This is a genomic window from Synechococcus sp. KORDI-100 (assembly GCF_000737535.1).
GTDB lineage: Bacteria > Cyanobacteriota > Cyanobacteriia > PCC-6307 > Cyanobiaceae > Parasynechococcus.
In genome coordinates this window covers 788840-803471 of sequence record NZ_CP006269.1, presented here as the reverse complement: position 1 = coordinate 803471, position 14632 = coordinate 788840, and the positions used below count along the sequence as shown (strand labels likewise).

Here is a 14632-nt window from a genome sequence, read left to right as displayed (position 1 = left end):
ACGCAACGCTGGCACGACAGGGGTATGAGCGCAGAGACTGAATCAAAAGGGCAATGCAATGCCGATCCCGCCAATCATCGTGATGGCAGCCCGGGCTGGTTGGCACGGTCAGTGGACTTTGCTGATGGGTGGGCTGGGTCCAAGCGATGGGGAGGGCAACTACCAACGACCGGTCAGCGACCACCTGCAAGCTGTCCTGCCGGAACAGCCGCCACTTATCGAACGGCCAGGGGAGCGTCTGCCCCGCCTGATCGTGGGTCGCAGCTGTCCCTGGGCCCATCGCACCTGGCTCGTTCATCGACTCCGGGGGCTCGAGGACAGCCTCAAGCTGTTGATTGCGACGGCTGATCACAAGGCTGGGCGCTGGCGGCTCGAACCGGCCTGGCTTGACAACTCCAGCCTGCTCGAGCTCTATCGGCACTGCGGAGCACCTCCCTCGTACCGCGCCACCGTGCCGGTGCTGGTGGATCCGGAGGGACCACGGATTCTTGGTAATGAAAGCGCACAGCTTGTGGAGCTGTTGAACCGCTGGCCTGCCTCGCAGGAGGCTCCCGATCTGGCACCCCCCGCCCTGACGGAATCGATTCTGTCCTGGCAGACCCTGTTGCAGCCGGCCTTGAATGACGGTGTCTACCGCTGCGGGTTCGCCAGGAATCAGGCGGCCTACGACCGTGCCGAAACGGCTCTCACCCATGCTCTCGACCAGGTGGAACAGCATCTGAGCCAGCGAGGGCCATGGCTCTGCGGAGAGCACCTCAGCCTTGCCGATGTTTGCCTGTTTCCGACGTTGATCCGCTGGGAATCGGTCTATTCGCCCCTCTTCGGCTGCAACCGTCCTCTCTGGCTCTACCCCAGCATCTGGGATTGGCGACGGCGCTTCTTTGCCCTGCCCGGGGTGGCCGACAGTTGTGATGCTGAAGCCTGGCGCCGTGATTATTTCGGAGCTCTGTTCCCACTGAATCCTGGGGGAATCGTTCCGGCAGGGCCAGATCTGAGCACACTGGTGAACAGCCCCATGCCGCAGTGATGACGACGGCCGATCCTCAGTTTGATGGCGTCTACGGCCCGTACACCATCACAGACGACGATCGTCTTGAGGTGCAGCGATACCGATTGGCTCTCCTGGCCTGCGGCCTGTCCATGAGTGCCGGTTTGCTGCAGTGGTGGCTGATCGGCGGTTCCTGGGCCTGGCTCTGGCTGTTGCCGTTGACGCTCGGCCTTGGCCTGGCCCTGCAGTGGATTCACATCTACTTGAAACCCCTGCACCAGGCTCTGAAGCTGCTCTTGCTGCTCGGCTGCATCGGTTGGCTGGCACTGCTGGTCACATCCGGGCCCAGGCAAGCGCTCAGCAGCTTGGCCTCCCAGCCCCTTTGGATCCTGGCTGTTGGCCCCCAGTTCGCCGCTCTGACGGGCATCGGCTTCAAGGAATTCTTCTGTTTCCAGCGCCTCGAGGCGATCGGACTCACCCTGCTGCTGCCGATCGCGCTGTTGGGACGGCTGACAACCCTGATGGGCTCAGAGCTCTGTCTCGCGCTGATGGGTCTGGCGTCCCTGCTGTTGGTTGTGATGGCGATGCGCAAGTTCGGCATCGATGCTGCAGCCGATGTCGGAGACAAAAGCGTGTTTGCTTATCTGGAGGGTCAACTGGCCAGCGGCACCCCGTGAGTCTGATCAGCCTGGTGGGAGCCGCCAAGGACTTCGGCATCCGCACCCTGTTCTCCGATCTGAATCTTCATATCGGAGAGCGTGAACGCCTGGGACTGATCGGACCGAATGGAGCCGGCAAATCGACATTGCTGAAGGTGCTGGCTGGCAGTGAGCCGCTGGGAGAGGGCGAACGGCGCTGCTCGCCACGCCTGCGCGTGGTGCTCGTCAGCCAGGACAGCCGCATCACGCCGGGCCTCACAGTGCTGGAACAGGTTCTGGAGGGCTGCGGTGCCAAACGCGACCTCCTGGTGCGGTTCAGCGCCCTGAGTGAAGCGATCGCAGAGCATCCGGACGATGAAACCCTGCTGGCCGAGCTGGGGCAGCTCAGCCAGCGCATGGACGACGAAGAGGCCTGGAGCCTGGAGCAACAGTGCCGCGAAGTTCTCCAGAGGCTTGGAATCAGCGACCTGCAACGCCCTGTGGAGGCCCTCTCCGGTGGGTATCGAAAGAGGGTCAGCCTGGCGTCGGCACTGGTCGCATGTCCGGATGTGCTGCTTCTGGATGAACCCACAAACCATCTGGATGCGGCCGCCGTGGAGTGGCTGCAGAGTTGGCTGGACCGGTACCCAGGCGCGCTCGTTCTGGTGACGCACGATCGCTACGTGCTGGATCGGGTCACACAGCGGATGGTTGAAGTGGACCGCGGCCAGGCACGGACCTACGAAGGCAACTACAGCAGCTACCTGCAGCGAAAAGCGGAGCAGGATGCCTCGGAAGTCGCTTCAGCAGCCAAGTTCAAGGGAGTTCTGCGTCGGGAATTGGCCTGGTTGCGGCAGGGCCCCAAAGCGCGAAGCACCAAGCAGAAGGCAAGACTTCAACGGATCGAGGCCATGCGGGAGCAGAAGCCCAGGGTGGCGAAGGGGGCGCTTGCGATGGCCAGCGTCAGCCGTCGCATCGGCAAGCTTGTGATCGAAGCGGAAGGCCTCGGCGTGACCACCAGCGGAGAGCCGACGGGCCGCCAGCTGCTCGACGACTTCAGCTACAGCTTCAGTCCTGAGGATCGTGTGGGAATCATCGGGCCGAATGGCAGCGGGAAATCAACGCTGCTGGATCTGATCGCCGGCCGGCGCACAGCCACCCATGGGTCGTTGCGCCTTGGTGAGACGGTTCACATCGGCTACCTCGATCAGCACACCGACGTGTTCACCGAAGGCAAAGGTCTTGAACGCAAGGTGATCGAGTTTGTTGAGGAGGCCGCAAGCCGGATCGACCTCGGCAGCGAACAACTCACCGCCTCACAGCTTCTGGAACGTTTTTTGTTTCCCCCGGCGCAGCAACACAGTCCACTGTCCAAGTTGTCGGGAGGGGAGCGACGAAGGCTGACGCTCTGCCGGATGTTGGTCCAGGCGCCGAACGTGTTGCTGCTGGACGAGCCCACCAACGATTTGGATGTCCAGACCCTCAGCGTGCTGGAGGACTTTCTTGAAGACTTTCGCGGTTGCGTGATCGTGGTCTCTCACGATCGTTATTTCCTCGACCGCACCGTTGACCGCCTGTTCTGTTTCGAACGTGGGCGTTTGCTCCGTTTCGAAGGCAACTACAGCGAATTCCTCGAACAGCAGCGAGAACGGGAGCGTCGGCAGACCGCGCAGAAACCGGAAGCAAGCCGGAAAAACCCCTCAGACAAAGCCACCACAACAGGACCGCGTCGGCGCTCGTTTAAGGAATCCAAGGAACTGGAACAACTCGATCAGCAGCTGCCGAAACTGGAGCAGCGACGCCTTTCGCTGGAGCAACAGCTGTCTCAGAGCGATGGCGACATGACTGAACTGAGCGTTGAGCTGGCGACGTTGATCCGTGCGATCGGAGACGCAGAGGAGCGCTGGCTGGACCTGAGCGAACTCGCTCCCTGAGGCTGCCGACAACCGCCATGCGAGCGCGGCCAGGCGACCACGTTGGCCTCAGGGAATGTTGCATTCGGAACCATCGCTGTTCGACCCGGCAGACCGCCGTAATGTGTGTCCAGGCCGTGGCGTGTTTCCATGAAATCCATCGACGAGCACATCCAGAAGGACAAATCCGAACTGGAGGCGGCGAAAGCCGCTGGTGACGACGCCAAGGTGCGCCACTTCGAAAAGGAACTCCACTCGCTCGAGGAGTACAAGGAGCATCATCCTGGCGACAGCCACGATCCGACTTCACTCGAATTGCACTGCGAAGCGAATCCGGATGCTGATGAATGCCGGGTTTACGACGACTGATCAACCAAATCGAACGCTGACTTGAACGACAGCTGACTCAAAAGTCGTCGTTGTAGTCGCTCGGACTTCCGGTGAGGCTGCACACGACAGCCTCTTCATTTTTCATCGCCTTCACATCAGCGATCGGACGACCCATGCGCCGAAGAACGGCAATCTCCTCTTGGGTTTGGCATCGAGCGATGACCGTTCCCTTGTCGTCGAAGCAGGTATAGAAGGTCATGACGGGAGGGGTTTGAACGGTTGTTCTGTTCCCCCGTTATGGCGAGACATTTCCCAACTCACAAGCAACGGTGTGCAGCCTGCAACCGACCATCACACCCCAAGGGCTGACCAGACCTGATCAAGCAGGGAATCAAGACCTCGACCCATGACGGCAGAGATCGTGATGGGGACTCGCCCGCTTGTGGCCTCCAGGTCGGCAACCACGCGCTGCAACTGATCATCAGACGCCAGTTCCTGCTTGTTCAGAACCAGCAGTCTTGGGCGATCCACCAGGCCATGGCCATAGGCACGGAGTTCCTTCTCCACCACCCTCAAGTCACCAACTGGATCCTCGGCTCCGGCATCCACAAGATGAATCAGCAAGCGCGTCCGCTCGATGTGCCGGAGAAAGTCGTGGCCGAGCCCAGCACCCTGAGCAGCTCCTGCAATCAAACCCGGAATGTCTGCAAAGACGGTGCCATCACCGCTGGGACGTCGAACCACTCCCAGATTGGGAATCAGCGTGGTGAATGGATAGTCCGCGATCTTGGGACGTGCGGCTGAAAGCACGGCAATCAGTGTGCTCTTGCCGGCATTGGGCAGACCGATGATGCCGACCTCGGCCAGCAGTTTGAGCTCGAGCTGCAGAGGCCATTCCTCACCATCCCTGCCCTCGGTGAACTTTTCCGGAGCCCGGTTTCTGTTGCTGAGGTAGTGGGCGTTCCCTAGCCCTCCGCGTCCACCAAAGGCCACCGTGAGTTGCTGACCAGGCTCAAGCAGATCTCCCAGAAGAATTCCGGTGGTGAGATGACGTGCCTCCGTGCCGCAGGGGACCTTCACAACCAGCTGACGACCGGAAGCCCCCGTGCACTTGTTGGGGCCGCCACGCCGACCATCGTCGGCAGCGAACAATCGTTTGTATTTGAAATCCAGGAGGGTCTGCAGATTCGAATCCGCCTGCAGCACCACATGTCCACCATGACCTCCGTCCCCACCGGAGGGACCACCGGCAGGCACATACTTTTCACGCCGGAAGGCGGCGATGCCGTCACCGCCACGCCCTCCCCGAACTGTGATCCGCGCCTGGTCGATGAACTGCACGGCACCACCGGGTGGCCTGAGTCTCCAACTTAAACTCAGGCCGATGCAGTTCTTCGGTTGGCCGGCGTCCGTTTCGAAGCTCTGAGCAAAACGTTCCCCGGACGGCGAGGTGACAAGCCAGTCGACGTGATTCGTCAGCTGGATCTCAGCATCGAAGACGGAGAATTCCTGGTGCTCGTCGGACCGTCCGGCTGTGGCAAAAGCACCCTGCTACGCCTTCTGGCCGGATTAGACCAACCAAGCTCTGGAGAGATCTGGATCGGCCAGCAGCCTGTGAGCCGACTGCGGCCGGCACGCCGGAACGTGGCCATGGTGTTCCAGAGTTACGCCCTTTATCCCCATCTCAGTGTTGGGGACAACCTCAGTTTCGGGTTACGCCGAAGTCAGCGCCGAAGCCTGACTCAACACATCCAGGATCAACTGCATCGAGCCAGCCGCTCCTTGCCGCCGTCGATGCGCGTTCGGTCACCACGAGAACGGCAGATCGAAAAGCGGGTGGCGAATGTGGCCGAAGCTCTTGAACTATCGGCATTGCTGAATCGGCTGCCCAAGGAACTCTCCGGTGGTCAGAAACAACGGGTTGCTCTCGGCCGCGCCATGGCCCGCCAGCCATCGGTGTTCCTGATGGACGAACCGCTCAGCAATTTGGACGCCAAGCTGCGCAACAGCACACGCGCCCGCATCGTTGAACTTCAGCGCCAGCTGGGAACCACCACGGTTTACGTAACCCACGACCAGGTGGAGGCGATGACCATGGGCCATCGCATTGCAGTTCTGAACCAGGGAAGACTTCAGCAGCTTGGAACACCGATGGAGCTTTACCGCTGGCCCTCCAACCTCTTTGTGGCTCAGTTCATTGGAAGTCCACCGATGACCCTGTTGCCCGTTCGGGTCGGCAGCGGCGCCTGCTTACTCCTGGGAGACCATCGCCTGTCCGTCGAAGGCCCCCTTGCCGATGTGCTTCCGTCTCTTGAGAATCAAAACCTCACGGCCGGCCTGCGACCGGAAAGCTGGCGTTTGGCTCCAGCCACGAACCGCAATCTTCCGGCGCTCGTGAGCCACAGCGAGGTGCTGGGCAATGAACAACTGCTGACCTGCAAATTGTCGGAAGGCGATCATCTGGTTCAGGTCCGCGCTGATCCTGATCTGGAGATCACAGCTGGGCAGCGCCTGCATCTGGATCCAGATCCGAGCGGGTGGCGTTTGTTTGATCGCGATGGCGAGGCAATCAGACTTCCCCGCCAGCCTGCCTCCGAGCCTGGGCCCAAACTCCCTGTCATTGATTAAGCCGAAGCAGGTCTGGCAGGAGCCTTCCTGCCAAGGGTTGTGTTGCCGTGGCATCTGATGCTGAGGCATTCGTCGCCATCTCCCCCTGTCCACTGATCTCCTTCAGTGAGCTGCTGATGCAGGTTGCGCTGAAGGCGATCACCACCAGGGACAACGTGCTGATCAGTTGCAGAAGAATCGGCAGGTGGACATTCACCATGTCGCGCACTGTCTTTTTGCCGTCCATGCAAGGTTGTTCATCGCTTTGACGTCCTTAACCAGAGACGCATCACTTGACCCATGCCATCGCCTGGGTCCACAAGCGTTTCGGAGGCAGTGCCAGCGATCCTCGACCTTTTGATGCGCCGGCCCAGTGGTGGGGCCCTTGGATCAACAACAGACACGCTCGCCAGTGGCCTGTGAACTCGAGTTCATTTGTTCGTGACGGCATTGAGGCTGTGGTGTTCTTCCCAAAATTTGCAGAGATCGAATGGAAACAATTCTCTGCAGTATGTGATCACATGACCAACCCTTTGGCGGCCTCACATTGCTGAGAAAGAAACACCCAGATTGGTGACGTGTGATCAAAGTTTTGTCGGGAGATGGATCGGCACAATCAAACCGCCCTGCCTTCCCCAGATGGGTTTTGTATGGCTTTCAGCCGCCTGCCCAAGCGGCATCAGGCTTCCCGACGTTGACGCAGGATTAGTGATGCATTAACCCTGCACAGTTCGATCCACCACGGCCGTTGAATCAGCGGGAATCAAGGCTGGCATCTGGGTTTCGATGGCCAGGAATGACCCTGCTGCCAACAGCGAGCCAGCGACAGCACCAAGGTAGACTCCTGCGAATCCTTGAACAACATCGTGCATGAATTGAAGGGGGATTGAGAAGCTCTCGCTTCAGATATGCACACTGTCGCGTTGATTGATCGTCTCTAAATCCCCCATTCGGGGGGAATCCAATGAGAGCCCGCTGAAGAGTTGATCAGCGAATCCTTTATGTCATCCAGATCACACTGCAACCCGGTCCGCCGTCACCCTGATCCGCATCCGTGACCCGCTCGACATAGGGCACCGTCTCGAGCCAAGCACGCAGACCTCGCTTGAGCTTTCCCGTACCAATGCCGTGGATGACCCAGACCGGGCCATCGGCACCTCGGAGATGGTCCTCCACAGCAGCCTCGGCTTCGTGAACCCGCAACCCGCGAACATCAACCGTGTTGCGAGCCGTGCGGACCTGAGCTCCACCGCCACCACCACTGCCACCGCGGCGGCTCTGAACCTTCACCACCAGTTGAGGCGGAGGAGCGGGCTTGCGACCATCCAGACTCTCCACAGCGCTCAGCTCCACCGTGCTGCGCATGACACCGCAACGCACGATTAGCTGCAGACCGTCATCGGAGATCTCAAGAACGTCAGCAGCTTTGCCGAGAGCCAGCAGCCGGATGCGATCTCCCACCTGGGGACGCCAGCCTGGATGCTGGCGTCGCTCCGGTTCCGGGCGATGACGATCCTTGAGCTTTCGCAGCCGCTGACCTGCCTGCCGAGCCGTTTCGCCGTCGGCCCGTCCATCCCGTAGCCGTCGGATCAGGGATCGCACCTCCTTCTGCCCGTCCCGAATCGACTGTTCAAGCCTCTGACGACCCTTTTCCTGCCGCTCGACCGATTGCTGCTTCTGCTTCTGCCAGCGTTGCAGGAGTTCATCGTGGAGAAGTTCCGTGCGGGCGAGAAGAGCCGCAGCATCTTCGGCAGCCGACTGCTGCCGCATCCTCTGCTCCTCCAAACCGCGGATCACACTGTTCACCTCGCCGTCGCCAGCCGGAGCCAACAGCTCCTGCGCCTGAGCCAGCACCTGCTGATCGAGGCCAAGCCGGCTGGCAATCGCCAGAGCGTTGCTGCGACCCGGAATGCCCCACAGCAACTCATACGTAGGCGACAAGGTTTCGGCATCGAAGGCCACGGAAGCGTTTTCGAAGCGGCTGTCGCTGTATTTGAGCGCCTTGAGCTCACCGAAATGGGTGGTCGCCACCGTGAGCCTGGCCCGATTTGCCAAGGCCTTAAGCAGCGCTGTTGCCAGAGCTGTCCCTTCGCTTGGGTCGGTTCCGGCGCCAACCTCGTCGAGGAGCACAAGCGCCGGTGCCGGCCCCTTCTGCAAGGCATCGAGGATGCGACCGATTCGCTTCACATGACCACTGAATGTGGACAGGCTCTGCTGCAGGGACTGCTCGTCGCCGATGTCCGCCAGCACCTGAGCACACCAGGGCAGGGCTGGCTGGCCGGAACAGGGAAGCAGCATGCCTGCACGGGCCATCAGAGCTGCCAGACCGATGCTTTTCAACGTGACGGTTTTGCCACCTGTGTTCGGGCCGGTAATCGCCACAACGCGCATGTTCTGGCTGACCTCGATTGAAATCGGAACAACCGCCGGCCCCTCAGACCGCTTCTCCTGCCAAACCAGGAGCGGATGACGCAGATGATCAAGGCGAAACGGTGCCTCGGGCTGCTCATTCAGGATCGGCACAGCAGCCCCGAGCCAACGGCCGTAACGACCTCGGGCGAGGGCCAGGTCGAGACGTTGCAACACAGCGCTCACAACATTGAGCGGCTCCTGATGCTGAGCGACCTCCTGACTGAGCTCGCTCAGCACCCGCTGCTCTTCCTCTCGGATGCGCCCTTCCAGATCAACCAACCTGTTGCCGATGTTGAGCACGGAGCGCGGTTCCACAAACAGGGTGCTGCCGGAGGCCGAGCTGTCATGGACCTGCCCTGGAACCCGACCGACAGCGCCGGCCTTCACCGCCAGTACAGGCCGTCCATGCCGTTGTGCAATCACCGTGTCCTGCAGGATCGGTGCCAGCTGCCGCATCAGCTCCTGCAGTTTGTCCCGACGTTCCTGGCGGCCCTCGTTCCACTGCCGCCGTAACCCTGCCAGACGATCACTGGCTCGATCCGCCACGCGACCACCCTCCTCCAGGACGAACTTGAGGCGCTGTTCCAGCTCCGGCAGGGTCACCATCGTTCCAACCAGAGCGGTGGAGACCGGACGCAACTCAGGATCCACGACCTGTCTGCGCAGACGCCTTGCCGTGGCGAGGGTCTCAGCCACCGCCAGCAGATCCTCTCCGGAGGCGACTCCCCCCTTACTGCAACGCAACACGACAGGCCGCAGATCCCTCACGCCACGGAAACTGAGGCCTCCCTCCTGGAGTTCGTCCAAGGTCAGCAGTTCCACGGTCTCGGACAACGCCGTGCGACTGCTGTTCAGATCGTCCGGGAGTTGAAGGTTGCGCGCCGCCTCGCGCCCCATCGCTGTGGCAGCGAAGGTCGAAAGGTGCTCGCAGAGCAGCGGCCATTCCAGGAGCTCAAGGGTTTCCCGCAGCGCCCGGTTCAGGACGACAACGGTTTCAGCTGCAGTTGGACGGGATTCCACCGGGAGGTTCATACAGCATTTCCAACCAGTTGCCGTCGGGGTCCTTGAGATAAAAGGATGCCGTTCCGTCGCGGTGATCGTGGACGGCACCCACGAACACTCCTGCCTCTTTCAGGCGGGCGTGCACCACATCCACCTCATCACGATTGCGAAAGTGAAAGGCGAAGTGCGGACCGGCGGCTTTGTAATCCGGGCCCAGAAGGGCCAGACCATCCCGTCCGGGGCCCGCTTCCAGGTAACACCAATCCTCCGCTTCCCAGACCAGGCGCATTCCAAGGCCGGTGTAGAACTCCACCGCACGGGGAACGTCGTCGACACGGATGGCGACGTGGCCTAATCGATCAACCGTTGCCATCGAGCATCAGGCGTTGCGGAGGGATTCCATTCTGGGGAGCTGAGATCCGAAACGGCTTATCCGTCGCGAAGCCATGTGGCTGCATCGCAGGCGTGATAAGTGAGGATCAGGTCAGCGCCGGCGCGCTTGAAGCTGAGCAAGGTCTCAAGGACCACAGCCCGTTCATCAATCCAGCCCCGCTCGGCAGCCGCCTTCACCATGGAGTACTCACCACTCACGTTGTAAGCAGCGATTGGGAGCTCCGATTCCTCCCGCAATCTGTGGATGATGTCGAGGTAGGCCAGGCCAGGCTTCACCATCATGATGTCGGCGCCTTCCTGCTCATCGAGCTGGGCTTCAGTGATGGCTTCACGGGCGTTGGCCGGATCCATCTGATACGTGTCCTTGTTTTTGGGGATCGGCTTGCTGCCTGCAGCACGGGGGGCGGAGTCCAGTGCCTCACGGAATGGTCCGTAGTAAGCGGAGGAGTATTTGGCGGTGTAACTGATGATCCCGACGTGCTCGAAACCGTCATCGTCGAGGGCCTCCCGTAGAGCACCCACGCGCCCGTCCATCATGTCGCTCGGCCCGATCAGGTCAGCCCCCGCTGCTGCCTGAACAACGGCCTGTTTGCAGAGCTGATCGATCGTTTCATCATTCAGCACAACCCCTCGTTCACTGACGATGCCGTCGTGCCCATCACAGGAGTAAGGATCAAGCGCGACATCCGTCATGATCGCCATCTCCGGCAGCTGGCTCTTGAGCTGGCGGATGGCCCGGGGGATCAAGCCGTTTTCGTTGAAGCATTCCGCACCGTCTTCGCTCTTGAGGCCTTCGGCCACCTTCGGGAACAGAACCACACAACGAACACCGAGATCCCAGGCCCGCTTCACCTCCCCTGTCAGCTCCGCAAGGCTCCAGCGGTTGGCACCGGGCATCGCACCGATGGGCTCAACTTCGGCTCCTTCGTGCACAAACAGGGGATAGATGAAGTCGGCAGCCGAGAGACTGGTTTCACGCACCATCGCCCTGAGGGCAGGGGTGCGACGCAGACGGCGGGGGCGGTAAGTGAGCTCCATCAATCCCAAGAACCAGCTGTCGATCGTAGATCTGGCACCGGTTTGATCTGGCGCTGTGAGAGGGGATTCAAAGAGCGGCGGACCGCATCCAGGCCTGACGGGGGTCCTCAGAACGGCTCTGACGCAACTGTTCCAGCAGCTGCTGTTCCGCAGCCGACCAGCTTTTGGGGAAGGCAAGGGTGAGCGTGAGAAGCAGATCACCACGGCCGGTACGGCTTGGCCAGCCCTTTCCTTTCAAACGAAGGCTGCGGCCTGGTGCTGTTCCGGCGGGAACATTCACCTGGGCCTCACCGTCTGGCGTCATCACGCTGACGGTTCCACCCAGCGCCAGTTCATCGATGCTTACCGGTAAGTCGGCACGCAACTGATCGCCATCGAGTCGCCAGACAGGATGGGACTGGACGTTGAGATTGAGGTACAGATCGCCGCGGCGGCCTGTCCCTGGCTGCAGGTTCCCCTTTTCCTTGAGACGCAGCTTTGAACCGTTGCGCACACCCGCCGGAATCCTGACCTGGACCCGCTCGTCATTGACGGACAAGGTGCGTTCCGTGCCCCGGAAGGCTTCGGAAAAACTGACGCTCACCGTCGCTTCAGCATCGAGATTCACCGGCGCCCGCGAGGCCTGCCCACCCCGCGGGAAACCACCACCTTGAAAACCCGATCCCCCACCAGGACCGCCGAAGCGCCCCAACAGGTCATTGATGAAGTCGTCGAAATTGCCGTAGCGACCGAAGTCAACATCCATGCCAGGAACACCTCCCCCGCCCATGCCGCCTGCCTGGTTCCAGTACTGGCCGAACTGCTCGTACTTACGGCGCTTCTCAGGATCGGAAAGCACCTCGTATGCCTCGCTGACCTCCTTGAACTTCGCCTCGGCTGCCTTGTCGCCGGGATTGACATCCGGGTGGTACTGCCTCGCCAGCTTGCGAAATGCTCGTTTGATCGCCCCGGCATCAGCGCTGCGTTCAACGCCGAGAACCTGGAAATAGTCCTTGTATCCGCTGCCGGCCATGGCCTCCGTTCAACCACTCGGCGTTCGTCTTGCAGTGTCCCAGTCCGTCGCGCACCCGTGTGGATTCGCCATGGAGGGAAGCCCGAACGTGCATCTCCCACCTAGCTTCAGTCCACAACGCACGAGCCGGGATGAGGCTGATCACACCAGCAGCATTGCTTCTCGGACTCAGCCTGGGCGGTGTCATCTCTGTCTCCGCTGGCTGGAAGGGAACAATTGGGGAACCCCTGCGGGATTCGAGTGTGGAGGCCATCAAGCTGGCCGATCATCTCCGCAGCATTGGAGCGACGTTTTACGGGGCCTGGACCTGTCCGGCTTGTTTCCGCCAGATGAACCTGTTCGGTAAGCAAGCCGGCGCTGAGGTTCCCTACATCGAATGCCGCAAGCCAAAGCAGCTTCCTGAACAAGCCGCCGAATGCACAACCGCGAAAATTCGTGCCTACCCCACCTGGGTGATGCCTGACGGATCCCGTCGGGAAGGCATCCAATCTCTGGCGGACCTGGCCAGTTGGAGCGGCCTTCGTTGAGATGCCGCTGATCCACGGCCTTCACGGGCGCAATCTTCGTGGCGACTTGCTGGGTGGCATCACAGCAGCTGTGGTGGCTTTGCCACTCGCCCTCGCCTTCGGTAATGCGGCCCTGGGACCAGGAGGTGCGATCTACGGGCTCTATGGCGCCATCGTCGCCGGATTTCTGGCGGCACTCTTCGGAGGGACTCCATCGCAGGTGAGCGGGCCCACAGGCCCGATGAGTGTCACCGTCGCTGGAGTGGTCTCCAGCCTGGCTGCCGTTGGCGTTTCAACAGACCTGAATGCTGGTGAGCTGCTGCCATTGGTGATGGCGGCCGTTGTCCTGGGCGGATTGTTTGAAGCGCTTCTTGGGGTTCTGCGGCTGGGGAGATACATCACCCTTGTTCCGTATTCGGTTGTATCCGGATTCATGTCCGGCATCGGATTCATCATTCTTGTCTTACAGATCGGGCCCTTTCTCGGCATCAGCACCCGCGGAGGGGTGCTGTCGTCACTGCAAGGGTTGATCGAGGGATTTCAACCCAACCCAGCTGCAATTGCCGTGGGGTTGATGACCCTGGCCGTGGTCTTTTTAACTCCGGCACGGATCAGACAGTGGTTGCCATCACCACTGCTGGCGTTGTTGCTGGTCACCCCTCTGTCGTTGGTGCTGTTCAACGACGAACGATTGCAATCGATGGGCCTGGAAGCGATTAACAGGATTGGCGATATCCCCGAAGCAGGGCTGCGAATTCAAATCCCTAATTTCACCCAATACCTTCCAGAACTGATCCGAGCCGGCGTGGTGCTGGCCCTGCTCGGAGCCATTGATTCCCTGCTCACATCGCTTGTTGCCGACAACATCACTCAGACCAGACACGACTCAAATCGTGAACTGATCGGACAGGGAATCGCCAATGCAGCAGCGGGGTTCCTTTCAGGGCTGCCAGGGGCTGGAGCCACGATGCGCACCGTCATCAACATTAAATCGGGGGGGCAAACCCCCCTTTCAGGGATGACGCACTCACTGGCTCTGCTGGTTGTTCTGCTGGGAGCAGGACCGCTGGCCAGTGAAATTCCAACAGCTCTGCTCGCTGGAATTCTGATCAAAGTTGGGCTCGACATTATCGATTGGGGATTCTTACTGCGAGCCCACCGATTATCAGGGAAAACAGCTGTGCTGATGTACAGCGTACTGATAATGACTGTCTTCTGGGACTTGATATGGGGCGTTCTGATCGGCATGTTTATTGCCAATTTACTGACTGTTGACTCCATCACTCAGGTTCAGCTTGAAAACATCGAAGCTGATAATCCCCTAGACCAGAATAGCTCAGCTCAGCTTACAAATGATCTCAACGAGGAAGAGCAGTTTCAGTTCAATCAATGCCATGGCGGCGTGATGCTCTTCAGCCTGCGAGGACCCCTCAGCTTCGGCGCAGCCAAGGGAATTTCAGACCGAATGGGATTAGTTGAAAACTATAAAGTTCTAATCTTAGACATCAGCAATGTCCCTCATTTAGGGGTCACAGCCACACTTGCCATCGAGCGAATGGTTCAAGAAGCCAAAACCAGTGATCGCCAGGCCTACGTAACGGGCGCAACCGGAAAAGTGGAAAGAAGACTAAAACAGTTCGGTGTCGGGAACCTCCTGCCAAGCCGTCTCGAAGCGCTACAGCAGGCCAACCTTTTGATCAACACCAGTCAAAAATAACAGCACAGGCCTGGCAACTTCTCAACAATATTTTCACAATGGCAATTGCAAAACCGTAGCTAGCATTCAGATATCC

General features: G+C 60.2%; 15 protein-coding genes. 8 read left to right on the top strand and 7 right to left on the bottom strand.

The window, feature by feature from the left end; all coding sequences use genetic code 11:
* Positions 1-58 precede the first annotated feature (58 nt).
* The 4 genes from KR100_RS03940 to KR100_RS03925 all read left to right on the top strand — a co-directional run bounded on the left by KR100_RS03940 (position 59) and on the right by KR100_RS03925 (position 3908).
* Positions 59-1027 carry a glutathione S-transferase C-terminal domain-containing protein gene (locus KR100_RS03940; protein WP_038543365.1) on the top strand — a complete coding sequence of 323 codons (969 nt, stop codon included), beginning with the start codon at positions 59-61 and terminating at the stop codon, positions 1025-1027.
* Positions 1027-1665 carry a DUF2301 domain-containing membrane protein gene (locus tag KR100_RS03935; RefSeq protein WP_038543363.1) on the top strand — a complete coding sequence of 213 codons (639 nt, stop codon included), beginning with the start codon at positions 1027-1029 and terminating at the stop codon, positions 1663-1665. Before KR100_RS03940 ends, KR100_RS03935 begins: the two co-directional genes overlap by 1 nt.
* Entirely contained in the window at positions 1662-3560 is a 1899-nt protein-coding gene (locus KR100_RS03930; protein WP_038543360.1) for an ABC-F family ATP-binding cassette domain-containing protein, read from the top strand. The genes KR100_RS03935 and KR100_RS03930 overlap by 4 nt, the downstream gene beginning before the upstream one ends.
* Before the next feature lie 129 nt (positions 3561-3689).
* Positions 3690-3908, top strand: coding sequence for a CP12 domain-containing protein (locus KR100_RS03925; RefSeq protein WP_038543357.1), 219 nt, complete (start codon positions 3690-3692; stop codon positions 3906-3908).
* A 37-nt stretch (positions 3909-3945) separates the two neighbouring features.
* Here KR100_RS03925 and KR100_RS03920 read toward each other — a convergent pair whose 3' ends face one another.
* Together KR100_RS03920 and cgtA are read right to left on the bottom strand one after the other, a co-directional pair.
* Entirely contained in the window at positions 3946-4128 is a 183-nt protein-coding gene (locus tag KR100_RS03920) for a hypothetical protein (protein WP_038543355.1), read from the bottom strand.
* Positions 4129-4220: 92 nt separating this feature from the next.
* Entirely contained in the window at positions 4221-5210 is a 990-nt protein-coding gene (gene cgtA, locus KR100_RS03915) for an Obg family GTPase CgtA (protein ID WP_038543352.1), read from the bottom strand.
* Positions 5211-5267: 57 nt separating this feature from the next.
* On the opposite strand from cgtA, the gene KR100_RS03910 reads away from it, so the two are divergent.
* Positions 5268-6497, top strand: a complete 1230-nt coding sequence (locus KR100_RS03910) for an ABC transporter ATP-binding protein (RefSeq protein WP_038543350.1) — start codon at positions 5268-5270, stop codon at positions 6495-6497.
* Here KR100_RS03910 and KR100_RS03905 read toward each other — a convergent pair.
* Positions 6487-6723: a hypothetical protein gene (locus tag KR100_RS03905; RefSeq protein ID WP_038543348.1), complete on the bottom strand. Its 237-nt coding sequence runs from the start codon at positions 6721-6723 to the stop codon at positions 6487-6489. The two genes, KR100_RS03910 and KR100_RS03905, sit on opposite strands and share 11 nt — an antisense overlap.
* A gap of 53 nt (positions 6724-6776) precedes the next feature.
* Here KR100_RS03905 and KR100_RS16880 point away from each other — a divergent pair, with 53 nt between their 5' ends.
* On the top strand, positions 6777-6899 hold the full coding sequence (locus tag KR100_RS16880) for a hypothetical protein (RefSeq protein WP_255347491.1): 123 nt from the start codon (positions 6777-6779) through the stop codon (positions 6897-6899).
* Between the two features lie 576 nt (positions 6900-7475).
* Here the strand turns inward: KR100_RS16880 and KR100_RS03900 are convergent.
* From KR100_RS03900 to KR100_RS03885, 4 genes are all read right to left on the bottom strand, one after another.
* On the bottom strand, positions 7476-9920 hold the full coding sequence (locus KR100_RS03900; RefSeq protein ID WP_051847307.1) for an endonuclease MutS2: 2445 nt from the start codon (positions 9918-9920) through the stop codon (positions 7476-7478).
* The gene (locus KR100_RS03895) at positions 9883-10263 is read right to left on the bottom strand and encodes a VOC family protein (RefSeq protein WP_038543346.1); all 381 of its coding nucleotides are present in this window, start codon (positions 10261-10263) and stop codon (positions 9883-9885) included. The genes KR100_RS03900 and KR100_RS03895 overlap by 38 nt, the downstream gene beginning before the upstream one ends.
* Positions 10264-10319: 56 nt before the next feature.
* Complete coding sequence (hemB, locus tag KR100_RS03890; RefSeq protein WP_038547861.1) at positions 10320-11321, bottom strand: porphobilinogen synthase; 1002 nt, start codon at positions 11319-11321, stop codon at positions 10320-10322.
* A 67-nt stretch (positions 11322-11388) separates the two neighbouring features.
* Positions 11389-12333 (bottom strand): DnaJ C-terminal domain-containing protein, encoded by a 945-nt coding sequence (locus tag KR100_RS03885; RefSeq protein WP_038543344.1) that lies wholly within the window; start codon positions 12331-12333, stop codon positions 11389-11391.
* Between the two features lie 131 nt (positions 12334-12464).
* Between KR100_RS03885 and KR100_RS03880 the strand changes: the two genes are divergently transcribed.
* Together KR100_RS03880 and KR100_RS03875 are read left to right on the top strand one after the other, a co-directional pair.
* On the top strand, positions 12465-12860 hold the full coding sequence (locus tag KR100_RS03880; RefSeq protein WP_038543343.1) for a hypothetical protein: 396 nt from the start codon (positions 12465-12467) through the stop codon (positions 12858-12860).
* A gap of 1 nt (position 12861) precedes the next feature.
* Positions 12862-14556 (top strand): SulP family inorganic anion transporter, encoded by a 1695-nt coding sequence (locus tag KR100_RS03875; protein WP_038543341.1) that lies wholly within the window; start codon positions 12862-12864, stop codon positions 14554-14556.
* The last annotated feature ends 76 nt before the right edge of the window (positions 14557-14632 follow it).

Excerpts from the sequence above, each read along its gene's own strand:
- KR100_RS03940 (WP_038543365.1), top strand. The coding sequence starts at position 59 with ATGCCGATCCCGCCAATCATCGTGATGGCAGCCCGGGCTGGTTGGCAC.
- KR100_RS03935 (WP_038543363.1), top strand. The coding sequence starts at position 1,027 with ATGACGACGGCCGATCCTCAGTTTGATGGCGTCTACGGCCCGTACACC.
- KR100_RS03925 (WP_038543357.1), top strand. The coding sequence starts at position 3,690 with ATGAAATCCATCGACGAGCACATCCAGAAGGACAAATCCGAACTGGAG.
- KR100_RS03920 (WP_038543355.1), bottom strand. The coding sequence starts at position 4,128 with ATGACCTTCTATACCTGCTTCGACGACAAGGGAACGGTCATCGCTCGA.
- KR100_RS03905 (WP_038543348.1), bottom strand. The coding sequence starts at position 6,723 with ATGGACGGCAAAAAGACAGTGCGCGACATGGTGAATGTCCACCTGCCG.
- KR100_RS16880 (WP_255347491.1), top strand. The coding sequence starts at position 6,777 with ATGCCATCGCCTGGGTCCACAAGCGTTTCGGAGGCAGTGCCAGCGATC.
- KR100_RS03900 (WP_051847307.1), bottom strand. The coding sequence starts at position 9,920 with ATGAACCTCCCGGTGGAATCCCGTCCAACTGCAGCTGAAACCGTTGTC.
- KR100_RS03895 (WP_038543346.1), bottom strand. The coding sequence starts at position 10,263 with ATGGCAACGGTTGATCGATTAGGCCACGTCGCCATCCGTGTCGACGAC.
- hemB (WP_038547861.1), bottom strand. The coding sequence starts at position 11,321 with ATGGAGCTCACTTACCGCCCCCGCCGTCTGCGTCGCACCCCTGCCCTC.
- KR100_RS03885 (WP_038543344.1), bottom strand. The coding sequence starts at position 12,333 with ATGGCCGGCAGCGGATACAAGGACTATTTCCAGGTTCTCGGCGTTGAA.
- KR100_RS03880 (WP_038543343.1), top strand. The coding sequence starts at position 12,465 with ATGAGGCTGATCACACCAGCAGCATTGCTTCTCGGACTCAGCCTGGGC.
- KR100_RS03875 (WP_038543341.1), top strand. The coding sequence starts at position 12,862 with ATGCCGCTGATCCACGGCCTTCACGGGCGCAATCTTCGTGGCGACTTG.